The sequence below is a fragment of the Kribbella sp. NBC_00382 genome (genome assembly GCF_036067295.1).
In the GTDB taxonomy this organism is placed as follows: domain Bacteria; phylum Actinomycetota; class Actinomycetes; order Propionibacteriales; family Kribbellaceae; genus Kribbella.
On the sequence record NZ_CP107954.1, the window covers coordinates 547,136 to 571,402 of the forward strand.

30 protein-coding genes are annotated in these 24,267 nt (G+C 67.4%); 19 read left to right on the forward strand and 11 right to left on the reverse strand.

Annotated features, from left to right (window positions below; translation table 11 throughout):
- Positions 1 to 16 precede the first annotated feature (16 nt).
- Positions 17 to 1,093 (reverse strand): redox-regulated ATPase YchF, encoded by a 1,077-nt coding sequence (ychF, locus tag OHA70_RS02675; RefSeq protein ID WP_328328109.1) that lies wholly within the window; start codon positions 1,091 to 1,093, stop codon positions 17 to 19.
- A 34-nt stretch (positions 1,094 to 1,127) separates the two neighbouring features.
- Entirely contained in the window at positions 1,128 to 1,649 is a 522-nt protein-coding gene (locus OHA70_RS02680) for a GNAT family N-acetyltransferase (protein WP_328328111.1), read from the reverse strand.
- A gap of 70 nt (positions 1,650 to 1,719) precedes the next feature.
- Here OHA70_RS02680 and OHA70_RS02685 point away from each other — a divergent pair, with 70 nt between their 5' ends.
- From OHA70_RS02685 to OHA70_RS02725, 9 genes are all read left to right on the forward strand, one after another.
- Positions 1,720 to 2,604: a DUF817 domain-containing protein gene (locus OHA70_RS02685; RefSeq protein WP_328328113.1), complete on the forward strand. Its 885-nt coding sequence runs from the start codon at positions 1,720 to 1,722 to the stop codon at positions 2,602 to 2,604.
- A 74-nt stretch (positions 2,605 to 2,678) separates the two neighbouring features.
- Complete coding sequence (locus tag OHA70_RS02690) at positions 2,679 to 3,458, forward strand: polysaccharide deacetylase family protein (RefSeq protein WP_328328115.1); 780 nt, start codon at positions 2,679 to 2,681, stop codon at positions 3,456 to 3,458.
- A 58-nt stretch (positions 3,459 to 3,516) separates the two neighbouring features.
- Positions 3,517 to 4,932, forward strand: a complete 1,416-nt coding sequence (locus OHA70_RS02695; protein ID WP_328328117.1) for an MFS transporter — start codon at positions 3,517 to 3,519, stop codon at positions 4,930 to 4,932.
- 62 nt (positions 4,933 to 4,994) lie between these two features.
- Positions 4,995 to 6,221, forward strand: a complete 1,227-nt coding sequence (locus OHA70_RS02700) for a DNA recombination protein RmuC (RefSeq protein WP_328328119.1) — start codon at positions 4,995 to 4,997, stop codon at positions 6,219 to 6,221.
- A 218-nt stretch (positions 6,222 to 6,439) separates the two neighbouring features.
- On the forward strand, positions 6,440 to 6,727 hold the full coding sequence (locus OHA70_RS02705; protein WP_328328121.1) for a YiaA/YiaB family inner membrane protein: 288 nt from the start codon (positions 6,440 to 6,442) through the stop codon (positions 6,725 to 6,727).
- Between the two features lie 442 nt (positions 6,728 to 7,169).
- The gene (locus OHA70_RS02710; protein ID WP_328328123.1) at positions 7,170 to 8,360 is read left to right on the forward strand and encodes a glycoside hydrolase family 64 protein; all 1,191 of its coding nucleotides are present in this window, start codon (positions 7,170 to 7,172) and stop codon (positions 8,358 to 8,360) included.
- Positions 8,361 to 8,458: 98 nt separating this feature from the next.
- Positions 8,459 to 8,596 carry an ArsR family transcriptional regulator gene (locus OHA70_RS02715; protein ID WP_328328125.1) on the forward strand — a complete coding sequence of 46 codons (138 nt, stop codon included), beginning with the start codon at positions 8,459 to 8,461 and terminating at the stop codon, positions 8,594 to 8,596.
- Positions 8,596 to 9,033: an SRPBCC domain-containing protein gene (locus OHA70_RS02720; protein WP_328328127.1), complete on the forward strand. Its 438-nt coding sequence runs from the start codon at positions 8,596 to 8,598 to the stop codon at positions 9,031 to 9,033. Before OHA70_RS02715 ends, OHA70_RS02720 begins: the two co-directional genes overlap by 1 nt.
- 7 nt (positions 9,034 to 9,040) lie before the next feature.
- Positions 9,041 to 10,156 carry an aromatic ring-hydroxylating oxygenase subunit alpha gene (locus tag OHA70_RS02725; protein ID WP_328328129.1) on the forward strand — a complete coding sequence of 372 codons (1,116 nt, stop codon included), beginning with the start codon at positions 9,041 to 9,043 and terminating at the stop codon, positions 10,154 to 10,156.
- 22 nt (positions 10,157 to 10,178) lie between these two features.
- Here OHA70_RS02725 and OHA70_RS02730 read toward each other — a convergent pair whose 3' ends face one another.
- Positions 10,179 to 10,787 carry an NAD(P)-dependent oxidoreductase gene (locus OHA70_RS02730; protein ID WP_328328131.1) on the reverse strand — a complete coding sequence of 203 codons (609 nt, stop codon included), beginning with the start codon at positions 10,785 to 10,787 and terminating at the stop codon, positions 10,179 to 10,181.
- Between the two features lie 90 nt (positions 10,788 to 10,877).
- Here OHA70_RS02730 and OHA70_RS02735 point away from each other — a divergent pair, with 90 nt between their 5' ends.
- The 3 genes from OHA70_RS02735 to OHA70_RS02745 all read left to right on the forward strand — a co-directional run bounded on the left by OHA70_RS02735 (position 10,878) and on the right by OHA70_RS02745 (position 12,561).
- A complete protein-coding gene (locus OHA70_RS02735) occupies positions 10,878 to 11,291 on the forward strand; it encodes a winged helix-turn-helix transcriptional regulator (protein ID WP_328328133.1) in 414 nt (137 codons plus the stop codon).
- 81 nt (positions 11,292 to 11,372) lie between these two features.
- Positions 11,373 to 11,924, forward strand: coding sequence for a SigE family RNA polymerase sigma factor (locus OHA70_RS02740; RefSeq protein WP_328328135.1), 552 nt, complete (start codon positions 11,373 to 11,375; stop codon positions 11,922 to 11,924).
- The gene (locus OHA70_RS02745) at positions 11,914 to 12,561 is read left to right on the forward strand and encodes a hypothetical protein (RefSeq protein ID WP_328328137.1); all 648 of its coding nucleotides are present in this window, start codon (positions 11,914 to 11,916) and stop codon (positions 12,559 to 12,561) included. Before OHA70_RS02740 ends, OHA70_RS02745 begins: the two co-directional genes overlap by 11 nt.
- On the opposite strand, the gene OHA70_RS02750 is transcribed toward OHA70_RS02745, so the two are convergent.
- From OHA70_RS02750 to OHA70_RS02770, 5 genes are all read right to left on the reverse strand, one after another.
- Complete coding sequence (locus OHA70_RS02750) at positions 12,558 to 13,589, reverse strand: 4-hydroxy-3-methylbut-2-enyl diphosphate reductase (protein WP_328328139.1); 1,032 nt, start codon at positions 13,587 to 13,589, stop codon at positions 12,558 to 12,560. The two genes, OHA70_RS02745 and OHA70_RS02750, sit on opposite strands and share 4 nt — an antisense overlap.
- Positions 13,590 to 13,631: 42 nt before the next feature.
- The gene (locus OHA70_RS02755) at positions 13,632 to 14,267 is read right to left on the reverse strand and encodes a response regulator transcription factor (RefSeq protein WP_328328141.1); all 636 of its coding nucleotides are present in this window, start codon (positions 14,265 to 14,267) and stop codon (positions 13,632 to 13,634) included.
- Positions 14,264 to 15,469, reverse strand: coding sequence for a sensor histidine kinase (locus OHA70_RS02760; protein WP_328328143.1), 1,206 nt, complete (start codon positions 15,467 to 15,469; stop codon positions 14,264 to 14,266). The genes OHA70_RS02755 and OHA70_RS02760 overlap by 4 nt, the downstream gene beginning before the upstream one ends.
- 10 nt (positions 15,470 to 15,479) lie before the next feature.
- Positions 15,480 to 15,887, reverse strand: a complete 408-nt coding sequence (locus OHA70_RS02765) for a hypothetical protein (protein ID WP_328328145.1) — start codon at positions 15,885 to 15,887, stop codon at positions 15,480 to 15,482.
- Positions 15,888 to 16,354: 467 nt separating this feature from the next.
- Positions 16,355 to 16,864, reverse strand: coding sequence for an HAD domain-containing protein (locus OHA70_RS02770; protein ID WP_328328147.1), 510 nt, complete (start codon positions 16,862 to 16,864; stop codon positions 16,355 to 16,357).
- A gap of 58 nt (positions 16,865 to 16,922) precedes the next feature.
- Here OHA70_RS02770 and xseA point away from each other — a divergent pair, with 58 nt between their 5' ends.
- From xseA to OHA70_RS02785, 3 genes are all read left to right on the forward strand, one after another.
- Positions 16,923 to 18,137: an exodeoxyribonuclease VII large subunit gene (gene xseA / locus OHA70_RS02775; protein ID WP_328328149.1), complete on the forward strand. Its 1,215-nt coding sequence runs from the start codon at positions 16,923 to 16,925 to the stop codon at positions 18,135 to 18,137.
- Positions 18,134 to 18,364 (forward strand): exodeoxyribonuclease VII small subunit, encoded by a 231-nt coding sequence (locus OHA70_RS02780; RefSeq protein WP_328328151.1) that lies wholly within the window; start codon positions 18,134 to 18,136, stop codon positions 18,362 to 18,364. Before xseA ends, OHA70_RS02780 begins: the two co-directional genes overlap by 4 nt.
- A gap of 86 nt (positions 18,365 to 18,450) precedes the next feature.
- A complete protein-coding gene (locus OHA70_RS02785) occupies positions 18,451 to 18,978 on the forward strand; it encodes a GNAT family N-acetyltransferase (protein ID WP_328328153.1) in 528 nt (175 codons plus the stop codon).
- 112 nt (positions 18,979 to 19,090) lie between these two features.
- Here OHA70_RS02785 and OHA70_RS02790 read toward each other — a convergent pair whose 3' ends face one another.
- Positions 19,091 to 19,732, reverse strand: coding sequence for a TetR/AcrR family transcriptional regulator (locus OHA70_RS02790; protein ID WP_328328155.1), 642 nt, complete (start codon positions 19,730 to 19,732; stop codon positions 19,091 to 19,093).
- A 41-nt stretch (positions 19,733 to 19,773) separates the two neighbouring features.
- On the opposite strand from OHA70_RS02790, the gene OHA70_RS02795 reads away from it, so the two are divergent.
- Both OHA70_RS02795 and OHA70_RS02800 read left to right on the forward strand, forming a co-directional pair.
- Positions 19,774 to 20,373, forward strand: a complete 600-nt coding sequence (locus tag OHA70_RS02795; protein ID WP_328328157.1) for a flavodoxin family protein — start codon at positions 19,774 to 19,776, stop codon at positions 20,371 to 20,373.
- Entirely contained in the window at positions 20,373 to 20,693 is a 321-nt protein-coding gene (locus tag OHA70_RS02800) for a DMT family transporter (RefSeq protein WP_328328159.1), read from the forward strand. The genes OHA70_RS02795 and OHA70_RS02800 overlap by 1 nt, the downstream gene beginning before the upstream one ends.
- Positions 20,694 to 20,810: 117 nt before the next feature.
- Here the strand turns inward: OHA70_RS02800 and OHA70_RS02805 are convergent, their stop codons facing one another.
- Both OHA70_RS02805 and OHA70_RS02810 read right to left on the reverse strand, forming a co-directional pair.
- On the reverse strand, positions 20,811 to 21,485 hold the full coding sequence (locus tag OHA70_RS02805) for a nucleotidyltransferase family protein (protein WP_328328161.1): 675 nt from the start codon (positions 21,483 to 21,485) through the stop codon (positions 20,811 to 20,813).
- A gap of 120 nt (positions 21,486 to 21,605) precedes the next feature.
- On the reverse strand, positions 21,606 to 22,223 hold the full coding sequence (locus OHA70_RS02810) for a DUF4245 domain-containing protein (RefSeq protein ID WP_328328162.1): 618 nt from the start codon (positions 22,221 to 22,223) through the stop codon (positions 21,606 to 21,608).
- A 62-nt stretch (positions 22,224 to 22,285) separates the two neighbouring features.
- On the opposite strand from OHA70_RS02810, the gene glpX reads away from it, so the two are divergent.
- The gene (gene glpX, locus OHA70_RS02815; RefSeq protein WP_328328165.1) at positions 22,286 to 23,320 is read left to right on the forward strand and encodes a class II fructose-bisphosphatase; all 1,035 of its coding nucleotides are present in this window, start codon (positions 22,286 to 22,288) and stop codon (positions 23,318 to 23,320) included.
- Positions 23,317 to 24,267 (forward strand): carbohydrate kinase family protein, encoded by a 951-nt coding sequence (locus OHA70_RS02820; RefSeq protein WP_328328167.1) that lies wholly within the window; start codon positions 23,317 to 23,319, stop codon positions 24,265 to 24,267. Before glpX ends, OHA70_RS02820 begins: the two co-directional genes overlap by 4 nt.

The window sequence follows — 24,267 nt, forward strand, 5'->3', positions numbered from 1 at the left end:
CTCTTGCCGCGCGGGGCTAGACGTTGAAGCGGAATTCCACGACGTCGCCGTCTGCCATGACGTAGTCCTTGCCTTCTATGCGGACCTTGCCGGCGGACTTGGCGGTGGCCATGTTGCCGGCTTCCATCAGGTCGGTGAAGGAGACGATCTCGGCTTTGATGAAGCCGCGTTGGAAGTCGGTGTGGATCACGCCGGCTGCCTCGGGGGCGGTGGCGCCCTTCTTGATGGTCCAGGCTCGGGATTCTTTGGGGCCTGCGGTGAGGTAGGTCTGCAGGCCTAGGGTTTCGAAGCCGACTCGGGCCAAGACGTCCAGGCCGGGCTCCTCGACACCCATCTCGTTGAGCATCTCGCGGGCTTCGGCCTCGTCGTCGAGCTCTACCAGTTCGGCCTCGAACTTGGCGTCCAGGAAGATCGCCTCGGCGGGGGCGACCAGGTCGCGCATGCTCTGCTTCAGGGTTTCGTCGGCGAGCTCGTCGGCGTCGCAGTTGAAGACGAAGATGTACGGCTTGGCCGTCATCAGCATCAGTTCGCGGATCGCGTCGCGGTCGACGTTGGTGGCGATGATCGGCGTACCGGCCTCGAGGTGCTTCTGCGCCTCGCGGACCGCTTCGAGGACGGCGACGCTCTCCTTCTTCAGCCGGGCTTCCTTCTCCAGCCGCGGGATCGCCTTCTCCACGGTCTGCAGGTCGGCCAGGATCAGCTCGGTCTGGATCGTCGAGATGTCGTCGGCCGGTGAGACCTTGCCGTCGACGTGGGTGACGTCGTCGTCACGGAACACCCGGGTGACCTGGCAGATCGCGTCGCCCTCGCGGATGTGGCTGAGGAACTTGTTGCCCAGCCCCTCGCCCTCCGACGCGCCGCGGACGATGCCGGCGATGTCGACGAACTGCACCGTCGCCGGGATCACCTTCGCCGAGTCGTACAACGTCGCCAGCTTCGCGAGCCGCGCGTCCGGTACGCCGACCACCCCGACGTTGGGCTCGATCGTCGCGAACGGGTAGTTCGCCGCGAGCACGTTGTTCTTGGTCAGCGCGTTGAAGAGCGTGGACTTGCCCGCATTGGGGAGCCCGACGATTCCGATGGAGAGTGCCACGGGCAGCAAGACTACGCGGCGTGGCCCACTCGACCTAAATCACAAACGACTCCAGCTCCGCGTCGTACCAGCGGGAAGTCAGTCCCAGGGGCTGCATGCCGAGGCGCTTGCACACCGCGATCGACGGGCCGTTGTCCGGCCGTACGACGGCGTAGATCTCCCCCAGCCCCGCCTTGAACCCGTGAGCGATCGCCCCCTGCGCCGACTCCGTCGCGAGTCCCCGTCCCCACGAGTCAGGGTGGAAGTGCCAGCCCACCTCGACCTCGCCCTTCGACGAGGGCCCGTCAGGCAGCGGTACCAGCAACACCGTCCCCGCAATCGTGCCGGTCGACTTCTCCTCCACCGCCCAGATCCCGTAGACAGCGTCCGCGTTGCGCGCGTTCCACCGCTCGATCGTCCGCGACGCCGCGTCGCGATGCGGCATCACCCGCGGATCGGCGCCGAGCCAGCGCGACACCTCCCAGCGCCGGTAGATGTCGAACACCCGGTCCCCGTCGCTCTCCGCCCAGTCGCGTACGACCAGCCGGTCCGTCTGGTAGACCACCTTCGGCTCCATCGCGACACCTCCTCCGTAGGGAGTGATCTATCCGTCCCAACCAGGCGATAGCAAGCAGCGTCTCCTTTCTGTGACCAGTTGGAGAAAACTCGCGCCCCACCGATCACGGATCGTGTTCGCCTGCTTGCAATTCCTGCGGTTCGGCTGGACCGAACTGGTCTCCTGCCTCTTCCCCGCCGCGCTGTTCGCCGGCCTGGCGCTCTCGAAGTACGTCGAACTGCCGATCGCCCGGTACGACGCGTTGCTGGTCTACTCGCTGCTGCTCACCCTCGGGTTCTGGCTGGCCGGGCTGGAGACCTGGCGCGAGATCGCCGTGATCTTCGGCTTCCACCTCGTCGGGCTCGGGCTGGAGCTCTTCAAGGTCCAAGTCGGCTCCTGGCAGTACCCGGGCGACGCGGTGACGAAGTTCGCCGGAGTACCACTCTTTGCCGGCTTCATGTACGCCGCAGTCGGCAGCTACATCTGCCAGGCCTGGCGCCGCTTCGACCTGCGGGTGAGCGGCTATCGGCCGATCCTCACCACAGTGCTCGCAGTACTGATCTATGCGAACTTCTTCACCCATCACTGGATCGCCGACCTGCGCATCCCGATCGCGCTGGCTCTTCTGCTCGTACTGCGGCGCACCTGGGTCTTCTACACGGTAGGCACCCGGCGGTACCGGATGCCGCTGGCACTCGGGTTCGCGCTGATCGGCTTCTTCCTCTGGATCGCGGAGAACTTCGGCACCTTCCTGGACGCCTGGAACTACCCCGATCAGGTGAATGTGTGGCACCTCGTGCACCCGGCGAAGTTCGGCGCGTGGGCGCTGCTGGTCAGCATGAGCTTCGTCCTGGTCGCGAGCGTGAAGTCGTTGGAGGGCAGGCTGTACCACCGTGGCACGCTCGCCACTGTTGCGACACCGAAAGCCACTGAGATCTCCCCGCAACACAGTGATGCCAACCAGGTCCGGATGTAAGGCGTCTTACCAACGAAAGCTCCTTGAGGGGGAGCGTGTCTGGGGAACATCCGCCTGATCTGCAAGGGAGCATCATGTCCCGAAAGCTCGCCGCCATCATCGCCACCGCCGCCGCCTTGGCGCTCGTCGTCGGCTCGTTGATCGCCTTGGCGCTGGGACACACGAACCAGCCCAAGCCGACCTCGGCGTCATCACCGAACACCCCGTCGTCGACACCCATCGAGACGCCGACGCCCACGCCGATCACCTCGGGCTCACCGGAGAGCGGCAAGCCTCGTAAGCCCGCCGGCGACCCAACACTCGCCGCGTCCGCGGGCAACAAGAAGGTGCTGTTCTTCAGCTTCGACGACGGCCCGGACCCGTACTGGACGCCGAAGATCCTCCAGGTGCTGAAGAAGTACGGCGCCCACGCGACCTTCTTCGAACTGGGCAACATGCAGGCCGCGCACCCCGGGCTGCGTGAGCAGATCCTTGCTGCAGGCAACACGGTCGGCAGCCACTCGATCTCGCACCCACAACTGACCGCGATCTCCGCGGCCAAGCGACATCACGAGATCTTCGACGGCCCGCAGTCCAAGTGCTTCCGGCCGCCGTTCGGCGCTTCGAACCCGAAGGTCCGCGCCGACATCAAGGCCGCCGGTATGGTCCAGGTGCTCTGGGACGTCGACCCGCGCGACTGGGCCCGCCCCGGCGTGCACGCGATCGTGAACAACATCATGACGCACGCTCACAAGCGCAACATCATCCTGTTGCACGACGGCGGCGGCGACCGCAGCCAGACCGTCGCGGCCCTCGACAAGGCGCTCCGGCTACTCAAGGCCCAGGGCTACAGCTTCCCCGCGATGGCCTGCTGAGCTCAGCCTGTACTTCAGGGCTTGAGCTCAAGCTCACTTGAAGTCGTACTGTCCAGCCATGGACACCCCGACGAACGGCTCGTGGCGCGAACTGCTCGGCCTCACCTACGCCCCGGTGGCGGTGGTACTGGCCGGCGGGGTGTTGATGGAGGCGAGCAACGTCTACCTCACCACCAGCCTGCTGCCGACGATCGTCGGTGACATCGGTGGTACCGGCTTCTACGCCTGGACGATGACGGCCTTCCTGGTCGCGTCGGTGATCAGCTCGATGCTGGTCAGCCGGATCCTCATCACCCGCGGCTCAATGGCCGCCTACCTGCTCGCCTTCGGAATCTTCGGCCTCGGCTCGCTCATCGCCGCGCTGAGCCCCGGCATCGGCGTCTTCCTGGCTGGCCGGGCCGTGCAGGGGTTCGGCGGTGGTCTGCTCGCAGGACTCGGATATGCACTCATCCAGCGGGCGTTGCCGGAGCGCTTGTGGGCGAAGGCGGCGGCGCTGGTGTCGGCGATGTGGGGTGTCGGCAACCTGGTCGGGCCGGCTGCCGGTGGCGCTTTCGGGCAGGTGGGGGTGTGGCGGCCGGCGTTCTGGCTGCTGGTCGCGCTGGCCGCAGTACTGATGGTGGTCGTCGTACGGGTGATTCCTCGTACTGAGCGTGCGGCCGCCGGGTCCGCCGTACCGGGGGTGTCGCTGGTGCTGTTGACCGCGGCCGTCGCGATGGTCAGCATCGCGAGCATCGTGCCGGCTGGCGTGCTGACTGCGGTCGTGCTGGTGATCGGGCTCGCGCTCGGTGTGGTCTTCGTCTTGTACGAGCGGACTGCGAAGGCGGCCGTCCTGCCGCGGGTGACGTTCGCTGCGGGCAAGTCGCTGAAGTGGGTCTACCTGACCGTCGGGATCCTTGCCTTTGGCATCGGTACCGAGGCTTTCATCCCGCTCTTCGGTCAGGAGCTGGGCGAGCTGTCGCCGTTGCTTGCCGGATTCCTCGGAGCTGCTCTGTCGCTCGGCTGGTCGCTGAGCCAGACGGTCAGCGCGAGTTTTGTGCGGATTGCGGTCGTACGCCGGCTGATCGTCGGCGGCCCCGTGTTGCTGGCGATCGGCCTCGCGGCGTACTCCGCCTTGCAGGTTGCTGGGCCGTCCGTGTTCGTGGTCGCTCTGTGGTTCGTCACCCTGTTCGCGGCCGGCGCCGGGATCGGGATCGCCTTCCCGCACCTGGCCGTCGCCGCCTTCAGCAGCGTCGAGGACACTGAGGAGGCTGCCAAGGCCTCGGCGGGGATCAATACGGTCTTCTTGATGTCGAGTGCGTTCAGCGCGGCCTTGGCCGGAGTACTGGTCAAGCTCGGTGAGCCGTCCGCCCTCTCTTCGGCCCACTTGTTGCTGTCGGTCTTCGCGATTGTTGCCCTGCTCGGCGCCTTCCCCGCCTGGCGGATCGCTCGCTCAGGGGCCACTCGGAAGCCTGTCGCGGCGCAGCTCACACACTGAGGTTCGGTGGTACCGGGCTTGTCGTCCGGAAATTGTCGGCGGCGTCTGCGACTGTCTGTGACATGACCGGTACCGCGGTTTTGTTGCTCTTGGTTTTCCTGCTGGTCGGGCTCGGGCTCGGCTGGGTCTTCGGCCTGCTCTGGTCGCGGGGACGCGACGGCGCCTCGCTCGCGCGGATCACGGCCGAGCGGGATGCGGCCGAGGATCGCGTGGTCGAGCTCACACAGGAGCGGACGACGGTCGGGCAACAGATGTCCGGGCAAGCGGTGGTGAAGGAGTCGCTCGACCGGTTGCATGCCCAGCTCAACCAGTTGGAGAAGGGCCGCGCCGCCTGGCAGAGCCAGTTGCACCAACAGGTGAACGAGGTACGGATGAGCGGTGAGGCGTTGCGTCGCGAGACCGCCTCACTGTCGACCGCGCTGCGCAAGCCACAGGTCCGCGGGCGATGGGGCGAGCTGCATCTCCGGCGTACGGTCGAGCTGGCCGGCATGGTCGCGCACTGCGACTTCACCGAGCAGACCACGACCACTGGCGATGACGGCCTGCTGCGCCCGGACATGGTGGTGAGACTTGCCGAGGGCAAGAATCTCGTCGTCGACTCGAAGGTACCGCTGGCCGCGTTCCTGGAGGCCGCCGAGAGCGACGACGCCGACTTCCGCGAGGAACGCCTGCGCGCCCACGCCCGCCATCTCCGTACTCACGTAGACCAACTCTCCGCGAAGGCCTACTGGTCACGGCTCCCGTCGACTCCCGAGTTCGTCATCCTCTTCGTCCCTGGCGAGTCCTTCCTCTCCGCCGCATTGGACGTCGAGCCGATCCTCCTCGAGTACGCCGCCGAGCGCCGGGTGATCCTCGCGACCCCCACCACCCTGATCGCTACCCTGCGCGCAGCCGCCTACGCCTGGAACCAATCCGCCCTCACCGAGTCCGCCCAACAGGTCTTCGAACTGGGCCGGGAACTCTACGAACGCCTAGGAACGATGGGCGACCACCTGAACCGCGTGGGCCGCTCCCTCACCTCAGCCGTGGACGCCTACAACAGCACCGTCGGCTCCTTCGAACGCCGAGTCTTCACCACCGCCCGCAAACTCCGCGACCTCCACGTGACGGAAGCCGAACTAACCGCCATGGAATCCATCGAAGCCTCCGCTCGCCCCCTCACCGCCCCCGAATTCCTGGCCGTAGAAGAAGACACCCCCGACACCCACCGCTGGCTCCCCGGCCCCACCATCGACAAAACCCACCGCGAGCCACCCCCACTCCCCGGCCTCGACTCCCAAACCGGCTGACCCCGAAGAACCCCCACGCCTGCTCCGCCCGTCCAGCGCCGCACCCCCACGGCAAGACAGACCCGAGCTGCGTCGCCGAGTCGGCCGTCCAACCCGCACCCCGGCGAACTCCTGCGCGAGCGTGCGAAGACGCCCGTACCACATACGACCGACGTCTCACTCGCGCATTGAGTAGTTCGCCTCATGCGCTGGGGCCGTGCCGCGCTGACGATTAGCCCATGACGAAACCGATCCAGCCCTCGCAGACCTCCGCGTTCTACCTCCAAGCGATCCTGTCCTTCGCCCTCTCGATGACCGCGATGACCATCGCCATCGTCTACCTCCCCGCCGCCGGCTGGATCCGCGCCTTCCTCGCCCTCGGCCTCCTCTACCTCGTCACCTCCACGGTCACCCTCTGCAAAGTCGTCCGAGACCGCCAAGAACTCTCCGTCGTCACCAACCGCGTCGACCAGGCCCGCCTCGACAAACTCCTCGCCGAACACGACCCGTTCAAGGTCGACGCGTAACCGACGACCTCGCCGGTTGCTGACTCACATCGCCCACCTCAGCCACAGGCTCGCTCGGCCACTGGCGGGTTTTTTGACCGCTGGCGTGCTGCTTCACGTCAGCGGTCAAAAAACCCGCCAGCCGACCCCGAAATCGCCTGCGGGGACCTCAACTGTCGGATCGCAGCTATTTCTGCTGCTGTCGCCTGCTGCTCTGGCCGGCATGTCGGGGGTAGGTCGGCATATCAAGCGTCGGAAAGCCGACAGGGGTCAGGTGTTGACAGGGGTGGAGGGGCGGCCAAGTATGAGAGCGCTCTCACTCATTCGGCGGCTCACCGTCCCTCGTCGGATGAGCAGTGGGTACCGCTCGCCCCCAGCGGTGACTGTGTCCTGGTAGCGCAGTCTCTTCGTGGTCGTCCGGTGCTCCGCCTTCTCTCGCACGGGACAAACCTGAGGAGGAGTTGTGCGCATCAAACACAAGTTGCTGGCGGTTCTGGCCGCCGCGAGTACCGTCGCCGCCGGGCTGGTCGCGACTGTCGCGATGCCGGCCCAAGCGGTGCCGGCGACCATTCCGCTGAAGATCACCAACAGTTCCGGCCGCGGCGACGCGGTCTACATCTACAACCTCGGCACAAATCTGCAGACCGGCCAGCAAGGCTGGGCAGACGCAGCAGGCAACTTCCACGCCTGGCCGGCCGGCGGCAACCCGCCGACCCCGGCACCTGACGCCTCCATCGCCGGCCCCGGCAACGGCGGGTCGATCACCATCCAGATGCCGAAGTTCTCGGGCCGGGTCTACTTCTCGTACGGTCAGAAGCTCGTCTTCAAGCTGACCACCGGCGGCCTGGTGCAGCCCGCGGTCCAGAACCCGAGCGACCCCAACCGCAACATCCTGTTCAGCTGGACCGAGTACACGCTGAACGACTCCGGCCTGTGGATCAACAGCACCCAGGTCGACATGTTCTCGGTCCCGTACGCCGTCGGCGTCCAGCAGGGCAACGGCAACGTACTGACCACCGGCCACCTCAAGCCAGGCGGCTACAACAACTTCTTCAACGCGCTCCGCGGCCAATCCGGCGGCTGGGCCAATCTGATCCAGACAGCACCCAACGGATCGGTACTCCGCGCACTCGCGCCGACCTACGGCGTCGAGACCGGCGCGCTGCCCGGCAACGTGATGGACGACTACATCAACCGGGTCTGGTCGAAGTACAGCTCACAGACCCTGACCGTGCAGCCGTTCGGCGACCAGCCGAACACCAAGTACTTCGGTCGCGTCTCCGGCAACGTCATGAACTTCACCAACACCTCGGGCCAGGTCGTGACGAGCTTCCAGAAGCCCAACGCACCCAGCATCTTCGGCTGCGCCGGCCTGCTCGACGCCCCGAACGACCTGGTCCGCGGGCCGATTTCGCGCACCCTCTGCGCCGGCTTCAACCGGTCGACGCTACTGACCAACCCGAACCAGCCCGACCCCAACAACTCGAACTTCTACCAGGACAGTGTCACCAACCACTACTCCAAGCTGATCCACGCGCAGATGGCCGACGGCAAGGCGTACGGCTTCGCCTTCGACGACGTCGGCAACCACGAGGCCCTCGTCCACGACGGCAACCCGCAGCAGGCCTACATCACCCTCGACCCCTTCAACTGATTCAAAAGCAGGAAGAAACAGACCCACCCCGGGTCCCCGCAGCTGCCCGCGGGGGACCCGGGGTGTTCCACGTCTTGACACCCGCAATGGTTAGTGGCATGCACGTACCAGTCAGCCGCCCCGCGATCTCCCAGCACCTCAAGGTCCTAGGCCAAGCCGGCCTCGTCGACCAGTTCTGGGACGACGCACTGGACGCGTTCGCGGCGTACGTCCGAGAGACCGAAGGGGAACAGTAATGAGCACCGCGCCACTCGTGAAGCGGGTGGTCGTCAAGACCACCCAGGAACGCGCTTTCGACTTGTTCACCAAGCACCTCGGTGCCTGGTGGCCGCTGAAGACCCACTCGATCGGCGAGGACAAGGCGACCAGCGTCGAACTGGAGGGCGCCGTCGGCGGCCGCATCGTGGAGTACGGCGAAGACGGCCCACACGGCTACTGGGGCACAGTGTCCGACTGGGACCCGCCGAACAGCCTCTCCTTCACCTGGCACCCCGGCAGCGACCCGAAGCAGGCAGGCAGCATCACTGTCAGCTTCAAGCAACTAGACGGCGGCACCGAGGTAGAACTGATCCACAGCGGCTGGGAGCGTCGCCCCGACGGCGCCGAAGCCCGCGAGAGCTACAACACCGGCTGGGACTACGTGCTCGACTTCTACGTCAGCCACAGCCGATAGTGGGCGGATGGCGAACGCTCCGGTCGATCCCAGCGCACTAGCCGCTTCACTCCGCCCGCACGGAGAGTCGGTGATGCTGCCGCAAGCGGCGTACACAGACCCCGCAGTACTGGCATGGGAGCGCCGCAACTTCTTCGCCGGCACCTGGACCTGCCTAGGCCGAGCAGAGGAACTAGCAGCCGGTACTACGTACAGCGCGACAACAGTCGGCGACATCGGCGTCCTTCTAACCTATGCAGACAAGCCCCGCGCATTCGCCAACACCTGCCGGCACCGCGGCCATGAGCTACTGCCACAAGGCGACTCCAGCCAACGCAGAGCCGTCGTCTGCCCGTACCACGGCTGGTCGTACGACCTGGACGGCGCAGTGAAGGCAGCCCCACGGATGGGCGACACCTTCGACCCCACGCCATACGGGCTCACCGAGCTGCCGACCGAGGTCTGGCAGGGCTGGCTGTTCGTCAACGCACTCGGTACCGCCCCACCGTTCAGCGAGCACGTTGGCGGCCTCACGGACCTCGTCGCGCCGTACCGACCCGAGGCGTTGACCCTCAAGGCTCGGCACAGCTACGACGTCGCGTCGAACTGGAAGACGATCGTGGAGAACTACCACGAGTGCTACCACTGCCCGTTGATCCACCCGGAGCTCTGCAAGGTCTCGCCACCGACCTCAGGCGACAACTGGAACCTGCCCGGCGCCTGGGTCGGCGGCCTGATGGACCTCCGTCCCGACGCCGAGACGATGTCCCTCGACGGCAAGTCGCACGGAATCCCCTTGCCAGGCGTCAATCCACGCACTGTGAACTACGTCGGCCTGTTCCCCAACCTGCTCATCTCCCTGCACCCCGACTACGTGATGACCCATCGCCTCGAACCCCGTACTCCGCGCCTGACGGCGATCGAGTGCTCCTGGTACTTCCCGGCCGAGGTGGCCGACCCGTCGTACGCCGTCGACTTCTGGGACATCACCAATCGCGAGGACTGGTCGGCCTGCGAGTCGGTCCAGCGTGGCGCCGACTCGCCCCACTTCCGCCCCGGCCCACTGGCTCCGGCCGAGGACGCCGTCTACCAATGGGTCACCATGCTGGCCAGGGGTTACCTAGGCAAAAGTCTTACCCAGTAAAGGAATTACCCGGGTAAAGCAATCAGTTCGCGACCGTGAACCGGCCACGCCGGTGCGCAGGCTGCTCGAGCTCGTCCACCAGCGCGACGGCATAGTCCTCGGCCGAGACCGCGCTGCCGACCGGCTCATCTGTTCCCAGCTTGAAGACACCTGTGCGCTCACCCGGAGCGATCACCGGCGCAGGCGAAAGCAGCGTCCAGTCGACGTCCGCCGGCGTCGCACGCAGGGTGTCGAGAACCCCGGCGACAACCAGCGCCTCAGCCTTGTAGATCTCCGGGAAGTCCGGCGAGTCCACCAGACGCTTGCCACCGGCAAGCAGACTGCCCGCCCCACCGACCACCACCAGCCGGGTCCCACCGACCGAGGAGATCAACGTGTCGATCGCATCCAAGAAGCCCTGCGGACCCTCGCCCGTCCGGCTCGGCCCCATCGCCGACACCAGAACATCGGCCGACGACGCGATCTCCTTCACGGACGCCGCATCGTTCGCCGACCCGACGACAGCCTCGACGCCGGCCGGCTGAGCGCCACCCGAGCGCGTGATACCAACCACCTCGTGTCCACGCCGGACAGCCTCAGCCGCGATCCGGCTCCCGATCATCCCGCTCGCACCGTAGACGGCAATCTTCACAACGAACTCCCCAAAGGCATCGGCAGCAATCTCAACACCGCTGACAGTAACCATTGGTAACTGGCTACTTCAACGTGCTATAAGTACCTGGTGGTTACTAATGCGGAGGACCTCGCGGCGAAGGATCTCGTGGCGCAGCTGAGCGACCGCGGCGATCTCTTCGATCCGAACTGCCCGACCCGGCTGATCCTGGACCGGATCGGCGACAAGTGGACCGTGCTCGCCGTGCTCCTGCTCAGCAACGGCCCGCTCAGATTCACCGAACTCCGCGACGGCATCGGCCGCGTCGCGCCCAAGGTCCTCACCCAGACCCTCCGACGGCTGGAGCGCGACGGCCTGGTCACCCGCGAGGTCTTTGCCGAGGTACCGCCCCGCGTCGTCTACACCCTGACCCCGATGGGCGAGTCCCTGATCGTCCCGATCCGGGCGGTCAGCGAGTGGGCCGAGGTCCACGTGCCGGCCATCACCGCCGCTCAGAACAGTTACGACCTCGACTCCGCCTGATCTCGACTCAACCTTTCGCCCCCACCCGGTCATCACACTGCTGACCGAGTACGAAACACACCTCGCTGGGGGCGACAAACGATGGATCCAGGGTTGGACGCGGAGTTCGCCGCATTCGTGGACGGGCGGTTCACCGCCCTGCAACGATTCGGCTATCTGCTCACCGGCGAATGGCATCTGGCCGAAGATCTGGTCCAGACCTCGCTGACGAAAGTGTGGTTCCACCGCAAGTCGCTGCGCAGCGGCACCGCGCTGGAGTCCTACACCCGGACGACGATGGTGAACACCAGCACGCAGTGGTGGCGGCGCAAGTGGAAGGGCGAGACCCCCACCGAGCAACTGCCCGAGCCGTCGAGTCCGTCCGAGTTCGGCACGGTCGACGACCGTGACCTGCTGCTCCGAGCGCTCGCCACGCTCCCCCGGCGTACCAGAGCAACGCTGGTACTCCGGTACTTCGAAGACCTGCCGGAAGCCGAGATCGCCCACATCATGGGCTGCTCGACCGGCACGGTGAAGGCGAACATCTCGCGCGGCCTGGCCAAGCTGCGCGAACACAAGCTCTTCACCGACCCCCTGATCGCCACATCTACCGACCGCCCCGGCCCACGAGGAGGGCTGTCCCATGACCGATGAGCTCAAGGAACGCTTCCAGCAACTGGTCGCCGACCCGCCACCCCCGACCGCGGTCCCGAGCGAGGCAGTCTTCGCCCGCGTCCGCACCGTACGCCGCCGCCGTACGGCCGGAGTCGCCATCAGTGCCGCGGCTGCCGTCGCCGTCGTCACCGTGGTGGCCGGCGGCCTCACCGACATCCGCAGCGGCCCACCGGTCTCGGGCCAGCCGTCGAACAAGGCAGCCACCACGTCACCACCGCCGCCCGCACCGCCGAAGATCGGGGCGACGGTGACGCTGATCCCGACCGTCAAGGGCCGCGTCGTGACGATGAAGGTGACCGTCGCAGGCACGGTCCTGGTGCCGATCGGGGCCGACGATCACAAGCCACTACCCACCAACGTCGGCCTGATCGACCTGGGCCTGGGCTCCGACTACAGCTACGGCGACGGCAGCGAGCCGGGCGGCTCGGACGGCGGTGCGATCACCTGCCAGGGCGCGAAGATCCGCAAGACCGCCAAGGAGACCTACACCCTGCTCGACGGGCCCCACGTCTTCACCAAGCCCGGGACTTTCACCTTCACGTACCGCATCTCGTTCTGCGGTGGCCCGAAGGGCAGCTTCACAGCTGCCAAGACCGCGAAGATCGTCGTCCGTTAGGCGTGGTCGGACGTGCCTGTGGTCGCCATCCCGGCGGCCTTCAGGTCCGCCCGCAGCTCACGCGGCAGTGAGAACACCAAGCTCTCCTCAGCCGTGGTGACCTCCTGCACCTCGCCGTACCCACGCTCAGCCAGCCAGCTCAGCACGTCCCGCACCAGCAGCTCCGGCACGCTCGCCCCGCTGGTGACGCCGACCGAGTCGACGCCCTCCAGCCAGGCCTCGTCGATCTCGGCCGCGTAATCGACCAGATGGCCGGCCCGGGCGCCGTGCTCGAGCGCGACCTCGACCAGCCGGACCGAGTTCGAGGAGTTGCGGGAGCCGACCACGATCATCAGGTCGACGTCCGGCGCCATCTTCTTGACCGCGACCTGCCGGTTCTGGGTGGCGTAGCAGATGTCGTCGCTCGGCGGGTTCTGCAGTTTCGGGAACCGTTCGCGCAACCGGCGTACGGTCTCCATCGTCTCGTCCACCGAGAGCGTGGTCTGGGACAGCCAGACCACCTTCTCCGGGTCGCGGACCTCGATATTCGGGACGTCGCCCGGGCCGTCGACCAGGTGGACGTGCTCGGGCGCCTCGCCGGCGGTGCCGATGACCTCTTCGTGCCCGTCGTGGCCGATCAGCAGGATGTCGTAGTCGATCGCGGCGAACCGCTTGGCCTCGTGGTGCACCTTGGTGACCAGCGGGCAGGTCGCGTCGATCGTCTTGAGCTGCCGCGCGGCCGCTTCCTGATGGACGATCGGGGCGACACCGTGCGCGGAGAAGATCACCGTCTCGCCCTCAGGTACCTCGTCGGTCTCGTCGACGAAGATCGCGCCGCGCGCCTGCAGCGTGGAGACGACGTGCTTGTTGTGCACGATCTCCTTGCGCACGTAGACCGGCGGCCCGTACAGGTCGAGCGCCTTCTCAACCGCCACGACAGCCCGGTCCACCCCCGCGCAGTACCCCCGTGGGGCCGCGAGCAGCACCCGCTTGCTCTTCAAGGCGGTCGGCGTACCAAGGTTCTCAGGCTGGGCAGTCACGGGGCCCATCGTACGGGGCGTAGCTGAACACCCCACCGGCCGTGGCGGACGTCACGATCCCGCCAGCAGACCCCGCTTGAACCCCTCGGCGACCGCGGCGGCCCGGTCGTTCACGCCCAGCTTGAGGTAGAGATTCAGCAGGTGACTCTTCACAGTGGCCTCGCTGATGAACAATTTCACCGCGATCTCGCGGTTCGTGTTGCCCGCCGCAACCAGTTCCAGCACCTCGACCTCACGCTGGGTGAGCGGCCCGGTCTCCGGCGTACGGACGCGGCTGACCAACCGGCTCGCGACGGTCGGCGACAGTACGGACTCCCCAGCAGCAGCCGCCCGTACTGCGCGGAGCAGCTCATCCCGTGGCGCATCCTTCAGCAGATACCCGGTGGCCCCGGCCTCGATCGCCGGTACTACGTAAGTGTCGGTGTCATAAGTCGTCAGCACCAAGACCCGCGCCCCACTCCCCTGCTTGGCGAGCTCGGTGATCGCGGTCACCCCATCCATCCCCGGCATCCGCAGATCCATCAGGATCACGTCGGGCCGAAGCTCCTTGGCCAGCGCGACCGCCTCGGCCCCATCCGCGGCCTCACCCAGTACTTCGAAGTCCGGGTCGCGCGCGAACATCCCGCTCAACCCATCGCGCACCACCGGATGATCGTCCGCGATGAGCAGCTTGATCGGCCCGCTCATCGCGCACCCGGCAACACCGGCACACTCGCGGAGATCGCCGTACCAGCGCCTGGCTCCGACTCGATCTGGAGCCGGCCGTCCAGGGCCTCGATCCGCTGCCGCATCGCGATCAACCCGAATCCGCCCTCTCCGTCGACCACACCAGCCTGGAATCCCTTGCCATCATCGCGGACGTCCAAGGCGACCTTGTCCTCCAGGTAGGACAGTGTGAGGCCGACCCGGGTCGCTTGCGCATGCTTGGCGACATTGGCCAACGCCTCCTGCGCAGTACGAAGCAGAGCGAGCTCCGCGTCGGGCGGTAGGGGGAGCGTAGTACCGGTCGTAGTGACCTGTACTTCGATGTTGTGCAGTGCAGTCCAGCGTTTCGCGACGTCGGCCAGTGCATCGCTCAGCCGGGCACTGTCGAGCGATCCGGGGCGGAGCGCGTGCACGGATCGCCTTGCCTCGTTGAGACTTTCCCTGGCCAGGGCGATCGCGGCCTCCACATGACGGCTCGGCTCGTTCTCCGCCGCCTGCAACTGGGTGATGATCCCGGTCAGGCCTTGCGCGAGGGTGTCGTGGATCTCCCGCGCCATCCGCTGCCGCTCGTCCAGTACGCCGGCCTCGCGGGCCTGGTCGAGCAGTTGCTGGTGGAGTTTCGCGTTCTCGGCCAGCGTCGCCTCGAGCCGGCGATTGGCCTCGCTGACGTCCTGCAGGGCGTGGTTGCGGGCGTCGTTGCGTTGATCCTGTTGCCGGTCGAGCCAGGCGAAACCGGTCATCGGCAGGATGTTGGCGAGCAGTACGGCGAAGAAGATCGCGAGGCCGACCGTGGTGGTCTTGTCGACCGTGGAGGCCTGCGCGGCCCCGGCGACGGCCGCCACCGCGGCGACACCGAGCAACTTCCAGGGCCACGGCAACACCCCGAAGGCGTAGAAGTACCCGGCCGGGGTGAAGAAGCCGAACCAGGGGTCGCGATGGACCAGTACCCCGACGATCAACAGCAGACCGGCGACGAAGACCAGCATGTGCGGCGTCCGCTCCCGCCACGCGGGATGCAGGGTGAACATCCCCAGCATCCACAACGCAGCCAGGGCACACAGCCCGAGGTCGACCGCCAGCGAACGCAGGTCGTTGTGCTTGATGATCACCGTGCCGACCGTCAGCACGGCCAGCAGGACATAGGGCACGACGGTGACCAGCAAGGGCCAGCGTCGCTCCTCCATTCTTCGCACCCTACCTGCCGTTGAAGGCGGTCCGCAGGTGCTTGCCATTGACAACCAGTACGACGCCGAGCAGCAGCAGGCCGCAGACGCCCTGCTCGACCTTGAGCCAGACCGGGAAGTCGCCCGGGATGGCGATGATGACGGCGATCGCGACCAGCATGATCGCCGAGACGAGCCGCAACCGGAGGTACGAACGGCCGTGCCCGCGCGCTGCCCTGGCGGCGAAGGCTGTCATCAATGCGGCGCTGCCGACGACGATGACGGTCCGCACCCAGACGGCGTCGGTGACGACCGACGGATGATGGCGAAGGATGAAGACCGCCACCACCGTGAGAACGCTCAGCGCCAGATAGCCCGCGACCAGCGCCTTGACGGTCCGGAACGCGGCGGTGTGGGTTGCTTCGAGCTGTGTGGTCATGGTTCGAGCCTGACAGCCGGGCCGGCATGACGCATCGGCCAACACGCTGGTTCGCAGGCCAACCGACCGGCCGAGGGTCCGGATCAGCCGATCGGTTGGTTCATTGCCTACAGCAAGCAAAAAGGAATCGCCCGCCCTGTCCGGGCGACTCCTCTTCAGGAGGTGTTCAGGCCTCAAGAATGCGCCTCATCAACCTTCCACGCAAAGGATTTACCAGCCAGCCAGCCCGCCAGCCCGTCCACCCCGCCTCCGCGTCATCCTCAATCCGCCTCCGCGCAAGCTCGCTGTCCCGCTCGACAGGAGGTAGTACCCGACGCCATGCCGCCCCAGGCTGCGGCAGACGGCCACAAGCGCGCCGGAGGACGCTACCTCCTGTCGAGCGGGACGGCCCTCCCCTTTACAACACCCCAGGACATCCCCCGCACCCCGCTGATCGGCCACCGCCCGTCGGTGGCAATCCCAGCCCGTCAGCAGTTGGTGGCCGCCCATTCGGCGATCTGGGTGAAGTCCGCCGGCGCCAGTCCACAGTTGGCCTCGACCCGATGGAGATGGAAGGCGCTGATGCCGGGTGTCGATTCGAGGAACATCCGGTCGTACCGGTTGATCTCGTCGTCGATCCAGACGAACGGGCGACCGCCGACCCAGCGGGCGACATGTGGGGTCTTCCAGGAGCGTCGACTGCGCTCGGCGCCGGCCCGCGCACCGGGCGGCCACACGATGACCGGAAGATCGCTGGGCAGACCGATCCGCGGTGCGATCAGCCTGTTGGCGCCGTGCTCCCAGGTCGTTGCCCACACCAACTCGAAGAGATCGGTGAGAGCCGTCAGTTCTGCGCCGTGCTGTTGATTGAGCAGCAGCTTCCACGTCTTCTCGCCCTCCACGATCTCCTCCAGCCGGTAACCGGGCGGGACCGTCTTCGCCCGGTACGGGTTCAGAGGACCGTCGACGTCGAGCAGGAGGTACGGGCGGGGCTCCATGTCACGCAATGTACTGGGGGTTGCGGGGATTGTCGGTGTGGCACCGTAGAGTCGCCGGGTGGCATTGGAGACCTCACCGGATGCGCCTGCAGCCGTTCGCACGATCGCGAACGGCATTGCCGGCTGGATCAATCAGCTCGGCGCCGTCTGGGTCGAGGGGCAGCTGACCGACGTCTCGATCGGGCGCGGGACGACGACCGTGTTCGGCACGCTGCGTGACACCGACGCCGACATCTCGCTGCGCTTCACCTGCAACCGCCGCGTCTTCGAGGCGGTCGACCCGCCCGTCACCGACGGCTCCCGCGTCGTGGTCAACGCCAAGCCGAACTTCTTCGCCCGGCGCGGCACCCTCGCGCTCGCGGTCAGCGAGATCCGGCACGTCGGCATCGGCGAGCTGCTCGCCCGGATCGAGCGGCTGAAGCAACTACTCGCCGCCGAAGGGCTCTTCGAGTCGTACCGGAAGAAGAAGCTGCCGTTCCTCCCGCACACGATCGGGCTGATCTGCGGACGCGACTCGGCCGCGGAGCGCGACGTACTGGAGAACGCGAAGCGCCGCTGGCCGGCGGTCGCCTTCCGGATCGAGCACGCGTCGGTGCAAGGTCCGGCCGCGGCCGGCGAGGTGATGACCGCGCTGCGCAAGCTCGACGCCGACGAGTCGGTCGAGGTGATCGTGATCGCCCGCGGCGGCGGCTCACTCGAAGACCTGCTGCCGTTCTCCGACGAGGGTCTGATCCGCGCGGTCTCCCAGGCCAGTACTCCGATCGTCAGCGCCATCGGCCACGAACCCGATTCGCCGCTGCTCGACCTGGTCGCGGACCTCCGCGCATCGACCCCGACCGACGCCGCGAAACGGATCGTGCCGGACGTACGGGAGGAGCTGGACGGCGTACGGCTCCTGCGTGAGCGTGGTCTGCGCGCGATCCGCGGCTGGCTCGACCGCGAGACCCACGCCCTGGCCGCCATCCGCAGCCGCCCGTCGCTGGCCGCGCCGACGTCGGACCTGCAACGCCGCGCCGATGAGGTCACCGCCCTGGTCGACCGCAGCCGCCGCACCCTTACCCATCGCCTGGACCGCGCCAGCGACGACCTGGCCCACCGCCTGGCCAGCGTGCGAGCCCTGTCCCCCAAAGCAACCCTCGAGCGCGGCTACTCCGTGCTCCAACTGGCCGACGGCACCGCAGTACGAGAGATCGCGCAGGTATCACCCGGCGACATCCTCAACGCCCGAGTCAGCGACGGCCGCTTCGACGTAGAGGTAAAGGACACCAAATGACCAAGAACGCCGACCCGGCAGCCCGCCCCGAACTCTCCTACGAACAGGCCCGCGAGGAACTGGTCGAGGTAGTCCGCAAACTAGAAGCCGGCGGCACCACCCTCGAAGAATCCCTAGCCCTCTGGGAACGAGGCGAAACCCTGGCCACCACCTGCCAGCAATGGCTGGACGGCGCCCGCAAACGCCTAGCCGAAGCCCAAGCCGCCCACGAAGAAAAGCCCAACTGACGTTGGCCGAACCGGCCCAGGCCGGACGCCCATCTGAGATCCGACCGGCAGCGCGCTCATCGGAGGTCCAGTCGGCCGGACGCTCCTTGGAGATTCGCCCGGCCCGGTCCACGGACCTGTACGGTGCCGCGCTGACTCGGATCGCGAGCTGGCGCGCAGCTTTCACCGGCCTAGTCCCGCAGGACTTCTTGGACTCGATGGATGCCGAGACGATCTCCGCTGGCTGGGCAGCCAGCATCGCGGCAGGTCGCTCCCGCCTCTACGTCGCCGCCGCGACGGGCACTCAACCGGACTGCGGCCGAATCCTCGGCTACGCAGGTACCGGCCCAGAGCGCGACGGGCCAGCCCACGCGGGCGAGCTGTATGCGCTCTACGTCCATCCGGACGCCTGGGGCTCCGGAGTCGGCCGAGCGCTTCTCGACGCCGCCGCTCGCGACCTGCAGCAAGCAGGCTGCACCACGATCAGCCTCTGGGTGCTGGAAGCCAACGAGCGAGCCCGCGCCTTCTACCACCGCTACGGCTTCACCCAGACCCCCAACCGCACCCACTCCAGCCTCGGCCAGCTCCCGGAACTGCGCCTTTCGCTCGACCTGCGGACGTCCACCACTCACTAAGCCGCCAGATGCAGGCAATCGGGGTGCGCGCTGAGCGTGGGCGACAGCCTCGCTCAGAGTTTGGTGTGTGCTGGCGGTCCGGGACTCCTGCCGCGTAGCCCGGACTCGGGCATCAGCGCGCGAGGAGGGCAGTGGCGGCGGCGATCAGGCCCGCCTGCATACGGGGTAGGTCGAAGCCTTCTTCGCGGAGGGCTTGGTGGAGGTCGGCCGCCAGGGGCGCCAGGATGAGGTGGGCCGTGTAGTCGGCGTCCAGGTCTGGGCGTGCTTCTTCCACCAGCATCGCGATGTGCCGATGCCACAGCCGGTACGAACCGATGCGGTACCGGGCGCCGTCTGAGGCGTTCTCGCTGTCGGCGAACAGCTCGACGTGCCGATCCAGCAGCTCCGTGTACGCCGTCAGGAACGCGGTGACCCGGTCGACGGCGGGTGCGCCGGGGCCGAGCGGCGGTGGGCCGCTCAGCAGCTTGGCCTGGAGTTCGACCTCCCGCTCGTCGAGCAACGCGACCGCCAGCCCGGCCCGATCGCCGAAGCGCCGGAACACCGTCCCCTTGCCCACCCCGGCCGCCGCCGCGATGGCGTCGAGCGACACGTTCTTCACGCCATGCTCGGAGAACAACCGCTCGGCCGCCTCCAGGACCTTCAACCGGTTGCGGCGGGCGTCGGCGCGTTCCGGGCGTGGTTCACCCAGGACCGGCAACGCCCGCTGGGCCGATGTCTGTTGTGAACCGGACTGCGGTCCGCTATGGTCGTTCATAAGACGGACTGTAGTCCGCTCAAGACCTTGGAGGAAGCACCATGAGCAACACCACCGCCCGGATCGCGGTCGCGTACCACTCGGGCAACGGCCACACCGCGAGGCAGGCGCAAGCCGTCGCGGCGGGGGCTGCCGAAGTACCGGGAGCTGTCGCCGACCTGGTATCGCTGGACGAGCTGACCGATGACGTGTGGGAGCGGCTCCAAGCGGCCGACGCGATCATCTTCGGTACGCCGACGTACATGGGCAGCCCGAGCGCCGTCTTCAAGGCGTTCGCCGAGGCCAGCGTGAAGGTCTGGGCCGCCGACCTGGGCTGGCGGGACAAGATCGCCGCCGGCTTCACCAACTCGAAGGCGATGTCGGGCGACAAGCTGAACAGCATCGTCGACCTGGCCGTGTTCGCCGCGCAGCACGGGATGATCTGGGTCGGCCTGGACATCTACCCGGGCTGGGCCGAGTCGACCGCGAGCATCGAGGACCTCAACCGGCTCGGCAGCTGGCTGGGCGCGATGGCGCAGTCCGACGCCGACCTGTCCGCAGAGAAGGCACCGCCGGAGACGGACCTCCGTACTGCGGCAGCCCTCGGCGCCCGGGTCGCGACCATCACCCTGCGGCACCAGCGCGGCTCGCTGGCGGCCTGATGGCCTGGCTGGTGCTGATCGCGGCGGCCGCGTTCGAGATCGCGTTCGCCGTGAGCCTCAAACCGAGCGACGGGTTCAGCCGGTTCTGGCCGACGGCCGGCGTGCTCGTCTTCGGCGTCATCTCGGTGGTACTGCTCTCGAAAACCCTGGACCGGCTCCCAGTCGGCACGGCGTACGCCGTCTGGACCGGCCTGGGCTCACTCGGCGTCGTCACCCTCGGCGTCCTCTTCTTCAACGAGCCACTCACCCCGGCCCGGATCGCCTGCATCGCCCTGATCGTCGCCGGAGTCATCGGCCTCCGCCTCGCCGGCGCCGACTGAACCTCCGAGGGTGGATCGTGAAGAGGTGACGATCGACGACCTGGCCGCACACGCCGTCCTCATGCACGTCGGCTTCCACTGGCGACTTCGCCTGGCCAGAGCCGAGGAAAACAAGGGTTAGACGCGGCGGCGACGCAGCGAACGACGGTTGATCCGGCCGCGGGTGGGCACCGCGGCCGGCGGTACTACGGGAGGGTCGACGCCGAGCGAGTCCGGCTGGGCGACGAGGGACTGGTAGTCGTCCCAGCTCTCCACCCGCAGCGGAATGTTGCCGACGGCATCGACCTCGGTGACCGGGTGCCGGCCGGTGCCGATCACGCCCCAGATGTCCTGATCGTTGCGCAACTGCCGGAGCTCGCCGAACAGCTCCCGCCCGAACCAGCACGGGTTGCCCCGGCCGTTGTCGTACCGGCTCACCCCGATCGGCGTCGACGGCCCGGCCACCTCCGCGACCAGCGACCAGACAGTGGCCGATGTCACTCCGGGTTGATCGCCGAGCATGATCACCAAGCCGTCGGTACGCCGGTCCACCACATCCAGCGCCGGCACGATCGACGAGCTGCCGGTGTCCGCGTGCGGCGACTCGACCACCCGCGCGCCATCCAGATCAACGCGCTCCCGTACCTGCTCAGAAGCCGTCCCGAGCGTCACGATCAACTGGTCGAACCCACAGTCCCGCGCCGTCCCCAGCGATACCCCGAGCAGCGTGTCGCCCTGAAAGGCCAGCAACTGCTTCGGTACGCCGAGTCGCGGCGACCCCTCGGCGGCGAGCACCAGTCCGGTGACGAACACGCGGCATCAACCCCCGACCTGGCCAATGCGATTCATCCCAGGCCCTTTCGTCGATGCCAATCCGACGATTGCACCCCGGCGGGGCCGCGCATGTCAACGGGTTGAATAAGTTCCGGGAATTCAGCGCAGGGTGGCCGCAAACGTTTCAAGTGCTTGATATCCGGCATTCCCGGTGACGATCGTGGTGACCCCGGAGCCGACCAGCACCAGCGCCTGCTCCCCCTTGCGCTCGGTCAGGGTTTTGCGCTGCCAGACGACGCCGCCGACGGTCGAGGTGCCATCGTCGGCGGTACGACCGAGTTTGTCCGCCGGAAAACCTTTGCTGGTGACGTTGGACTGCTCCAGCCCGACGTATTTCTTCTGGTCGGTGACAATTCCCAGGTGCCAGCTGATCGGGCTTTGCTGCGGCGCCCGGAATTCGACGCTGGTCGCCTTCCAGCCGGCCGGCATCGGCTCCGGCCCGCGGATCCAGGAGGCCTCCTTGCGGGCGTCGGCCAGCTGAGCCGTGTACTCGACCTCGTTGACCTTCTCCGACTTCGGTCGCCAGGTGACGATCATCAGGAACGCGACCACGATGAAACAGGCCAGCAGTGCCCAGAACATGTTGGTCAGCGTCCGCGCCTTGGCCCGGTCGATCTTGTTCTGCGCGCGGTAGGCCAGCGCCTCCTCGCGCGCCCTGACCTTCTCCGCCTGGGCCAGTGCCTGCTCCCGGGTCGGCCCTTCACTCGTCGAACTCATGGCACCAGTGTCCCCCGAGACCGCCAACAGGCGGACACCGGTCGTTGGCTACGATCCGTGGCATGAACGACCCGTCCACTCCCCCTGCCCATCTCGAGGTCGACGAGCACGCCCCCGACCGCAACCTGGCCCTGGAGCTGGTCCGGGTCACCGAGGCAGCCGCGATGGCGGCGGGCCGGTGGGTCGGCCGCGGCGACAAGAACGGCGCCGACGGCGCGGCCGTGAACGCGATGCGGACCCTGATCGGCACGGTCGGGATGAACGGCGTGGTGGTGATCGGCGAGGGCGAGAAGGACAACGCCCCGATGCTCTACAACGGCGAGCGGGTCGGATCCGGCGAGGGCCCGGAGTGCGACGTCGCGGTCGACCCGGTCGACGGTACGACGCTGGTCGCCAAGGGGATGGCGAACGGGATCGCCGTGATGGCGGTGGCGCCGCGCAACACGATGTACGACCCGTCCGCGGTCTTCTACATGGAGAAGCTCGTGGTCGGCCCCGAGGCCGCCGACGTGGTGGACATCCGGCTGCCGGTCGGCGAGAACATCCGCCGGGTCGCGAAGGCGAAGGGCTCATCGGTCGACGACGTCACCGTCGTCCTGCTCGACCGGCCCCGGCACGACGAGCTGGCCGCGCAGATCCGGGCGACCGGCGCGCGGATCAAGTTCATCAGCGACGGTGATGTCGCGGGCGCCGTCGAGGCTGCGCGGCCCGACACCGGCCTGGACATGCTGATCGGCATCGGCGGTACGCCGGAAGGCATCATCGCGGCCTGCGCGATGAAGTGCATGGGCGGGATGATCCAGGGCCGGCTCTGGCCGAAGGACGACGACGAGCGGCAGAAGGCTCTGGACGCGGGCCATGACCTCGACCGGGTGCTGTCGACCGACGACCTGGTCAGCGGCGACGACTGCTTCTTCGTCGCCACCGGCATCACCGACGGCGAACTGCTCCGCGGCGTCCGCTACCGCAGCTCGATCGCCCGCACCCACTCGCTGGTGATGCGCTCCCGCAGCGGCACCATCCGCAGCATCGAGAGCGAACACCAACTCTCCAAGCTCCGCGCGTACTCCGCCATCGACTTCGAGCACGCCCGATGACAGCACCCGTCCTCGTCATCGGCGAGGCTCTCGTGGACATCGTCTCCAACGGAAACGGATCCGGCGCCGGCCGGAACGGGAAGAACGGGTCGAAGGCGACGCCGGGTGGGTCGCCTGCCAACGTGGCTGTGGGGTTGGCTCGGCTTGGGTTGCCGACGGAGCTTGTCACCCGGTTCGGCACCGACCCGTACGGCGATCAGCTCGGCGCTCACTTGTTCGGCAACGGGGTCCAGCTCTCACCCGGTTCGGTCGACCCGAGCTTCCGAACCAGTACTGCGACCGCCACGCTCGACGCCGCAGGCGTTGCGTCGTACCAGTTCGACATCACCTGGGAGCCGCCGGCACTCTCGCTGCGACGCGGCTGCCCTGCGGTGCATACCGGCTCGATCGCGACGGTGCTCGAACCTGGCGCGGCGGCGATCCGTACGTTCCTTAGCTCGCTGGCCGACCAGCCGGTCACGGTGACGCTCGACCCGAACGCGCGGCCGACGATCACGCCCGACGCGGAGAGCACGTGGGCCGCAGTACGGGTGCTGGCAGCGTCGGCCGACCTCGTGAAGCTGAGCGACGAGGACTGCGAGTTCCTGCGCCCTGGGATGACGCCCGACGAAGTAGCCGCCGAGCTCCTGTCAGTAGACCGAACCAAGTGCGTCGTGATCACCCGGGGCGGCGAAGGCGCAATCGGCATCACCCGCACCGCCCGAGTCGAGGTGACCGCCCCGTCGATCAAGGTCGTCGACACCGTCGGCGCCGGCGACTCCTTCATGTCCGCCCTGATCGCCGGCCTGCAATCCCGAGGCCTACTAGGCGACGTCCGCCTAGAAGGCCTGGACGAACAAACCCTCCACGCCGTGGTCGACTACGCCGTCAAGGCAGCCGCCATCACCTGCACCCGCCACGGCGCCGACCCACCCACCGCCGCCGAGCACACCGCGACCTGGGGCTGA

Excerpts from the sequence above, each read along its gene's own strand:
- OHA70_RS02680 (WP_328328111.1), bottom strand. The coding sequence starts at position 1,649 with ATGGAGCCGAAGGTGGTCTACCAGACGGACCGGCTGGTCGTACGCGAC.
- OHA70_RS02690 (WP_328328115.1), top strand. The coding sequence starts at position 2,679 with ATGTCCCGAAAGCTCGCCGCCATCATCGCCACCGCCGCCGCCTTGGCG.
- OHA70_RS02695 (WP_328328117.1), top strand. The coding sequence starts at position 3,517 with ATGGACACCCCGACGAACGGCTCGTGGCGCGAACTGCTCGGCCTCACC.
- OHA70_RS02700 (WP_328328119.1), top strand. The coding sequence starts at position 4,995 with ATGACCGGTACCGCGGTTTTGTTGCTCTTGGTTTTCCTGCTGGTCGGG.
- OHA70_RS02705 (WP_328328121.1), top strand. The coding sequence starts at position 6,440 with ATGACGAAACCGATCCAGCCCTCGCAGACCTCCGCGTTCTACCTCCAA.
- OHA70_RS02715 (WP_328328125.1), top strand. The coding sequence starts at position 8,459 with ATGCACGTACCAGTCAGCCGCCCCGCGATCTCCCAGCACCTCAAGGTC.
- OHA70_RS02720 (WP_328328127.1), top strand. The coding sequence starts at position 8,596 with ATGAGCACCGCGCCACTCGTGAAGCGGGTGGTCGTCAAGACCACCCAG.
- OHA70_RS02725 (WP_328328129.1), top strand. The coding sequence starts at position 9,041 with ATGGCGAACGCTCCGGTCGATCCCAGCGCACTAGCCGCTTCACTCCGC.
- OHA70_RS02740 (WP_328328135.1), top strand. The coding sequence starts at position 11,373 with ATGGATCCAGGGTTGGACGCGGAGTTCGCCGCATTCGTGGACGGGCGG.
- OHA70_RS02745 (WP_328328137.1), top strand. The coding sequence starts at position 11,914 with ATGACCGATGAGCTCAAGGAACGCTTCCAGCAACTGGTCGCCGACCCG.
- OHA70_RS02750 (WP_328328139.1), bottom strand. The coding sequence starts at position 13,589 with ATGGGCCCCGTGACTGCCCAGCCTGAGAACCTTGGTACGCCGACCGCC.
- OHA70_RS02755 (WP_328328141.1), bottom strand. The coding sequence starts at position 14,267 with ATGAGCGGGCCGATCAAGCTGCTCATCGCGGACGATCATCCGGTGGTG.
- OHA70_RS02760 (WP_328328143.1), bottom strand. The coding sequence starts at position 15,469 with ATGGAGGAGCGACGCTGGCCCTTGCTGGTCACCGTCGTGCCCTATGTC.
- OHA70_RS02765 (WP_328328145.1), bottom strand. The coding sequence starts at position 15,887 with ATGACCACACAGCTCGAAGCAACCCACACCGCCGCGTTCCGGACCGTC.
- OHA70_RS02770 (WP_328328147.1), bottom strand. The coding sequence starts at position 16,864 with ATGGAGCCCCGCCCGTACCTCCTGCTCGACGTCGACGGTCCTCTGAAC.
- OHA70_RS02780 (WP_328328151.1), top strand. The coding sequence starts at position 18,134 with ATGACCAAGAACGCCGACCCGGCAGCCCGCCCCGAACTCTCCTACGAA.
- OHA70_RS02790 (WP_328328155.1), bottom strand. The coding sequence starts at position 19,732 with ATGAACGACCATAGCGGACCGCAGTCCGGTTCACAACAGACATCGGCC.
- OHA70_RS02795 (WP_328328157.1), top strand. The coding sequence starts at position 19,774 with ATGAGCAACACCACCGCCCGGATCGCGGTCGCGTACCACTCGGGCAAC.
- OHA70_RS02800 (WP_328328159.1), top strand. The coding sequence starts at position 20,373 with ATGGCCTGGCTGGTGCTGATCGCGGCGGCCGCGTTCGAGATCGCGTTC.
- OHA70_RS02810 (WP_328328162.1), bottom strand. The coding sequence starts at position 22,223 with ATGAGTTCGACGAGTGAAGGGCCGACCCGGGAGCAGGCACTGGCCCAG.
- glpX (WP_328328165.1), top strand. The coding sequence starts at position 22,286 with ATGAACGACCCGTCCACTCCCCCTGCCCATCTCGAGGTCGACGAGCAC.
- OHA70_RS02820 (WP_328328167.1), top strand. The coding sequence starts at position 23,317 with ATGACAGCACCCGTCCTCGTCATCGGCGAGGCTCTCGTGGACATCGTC.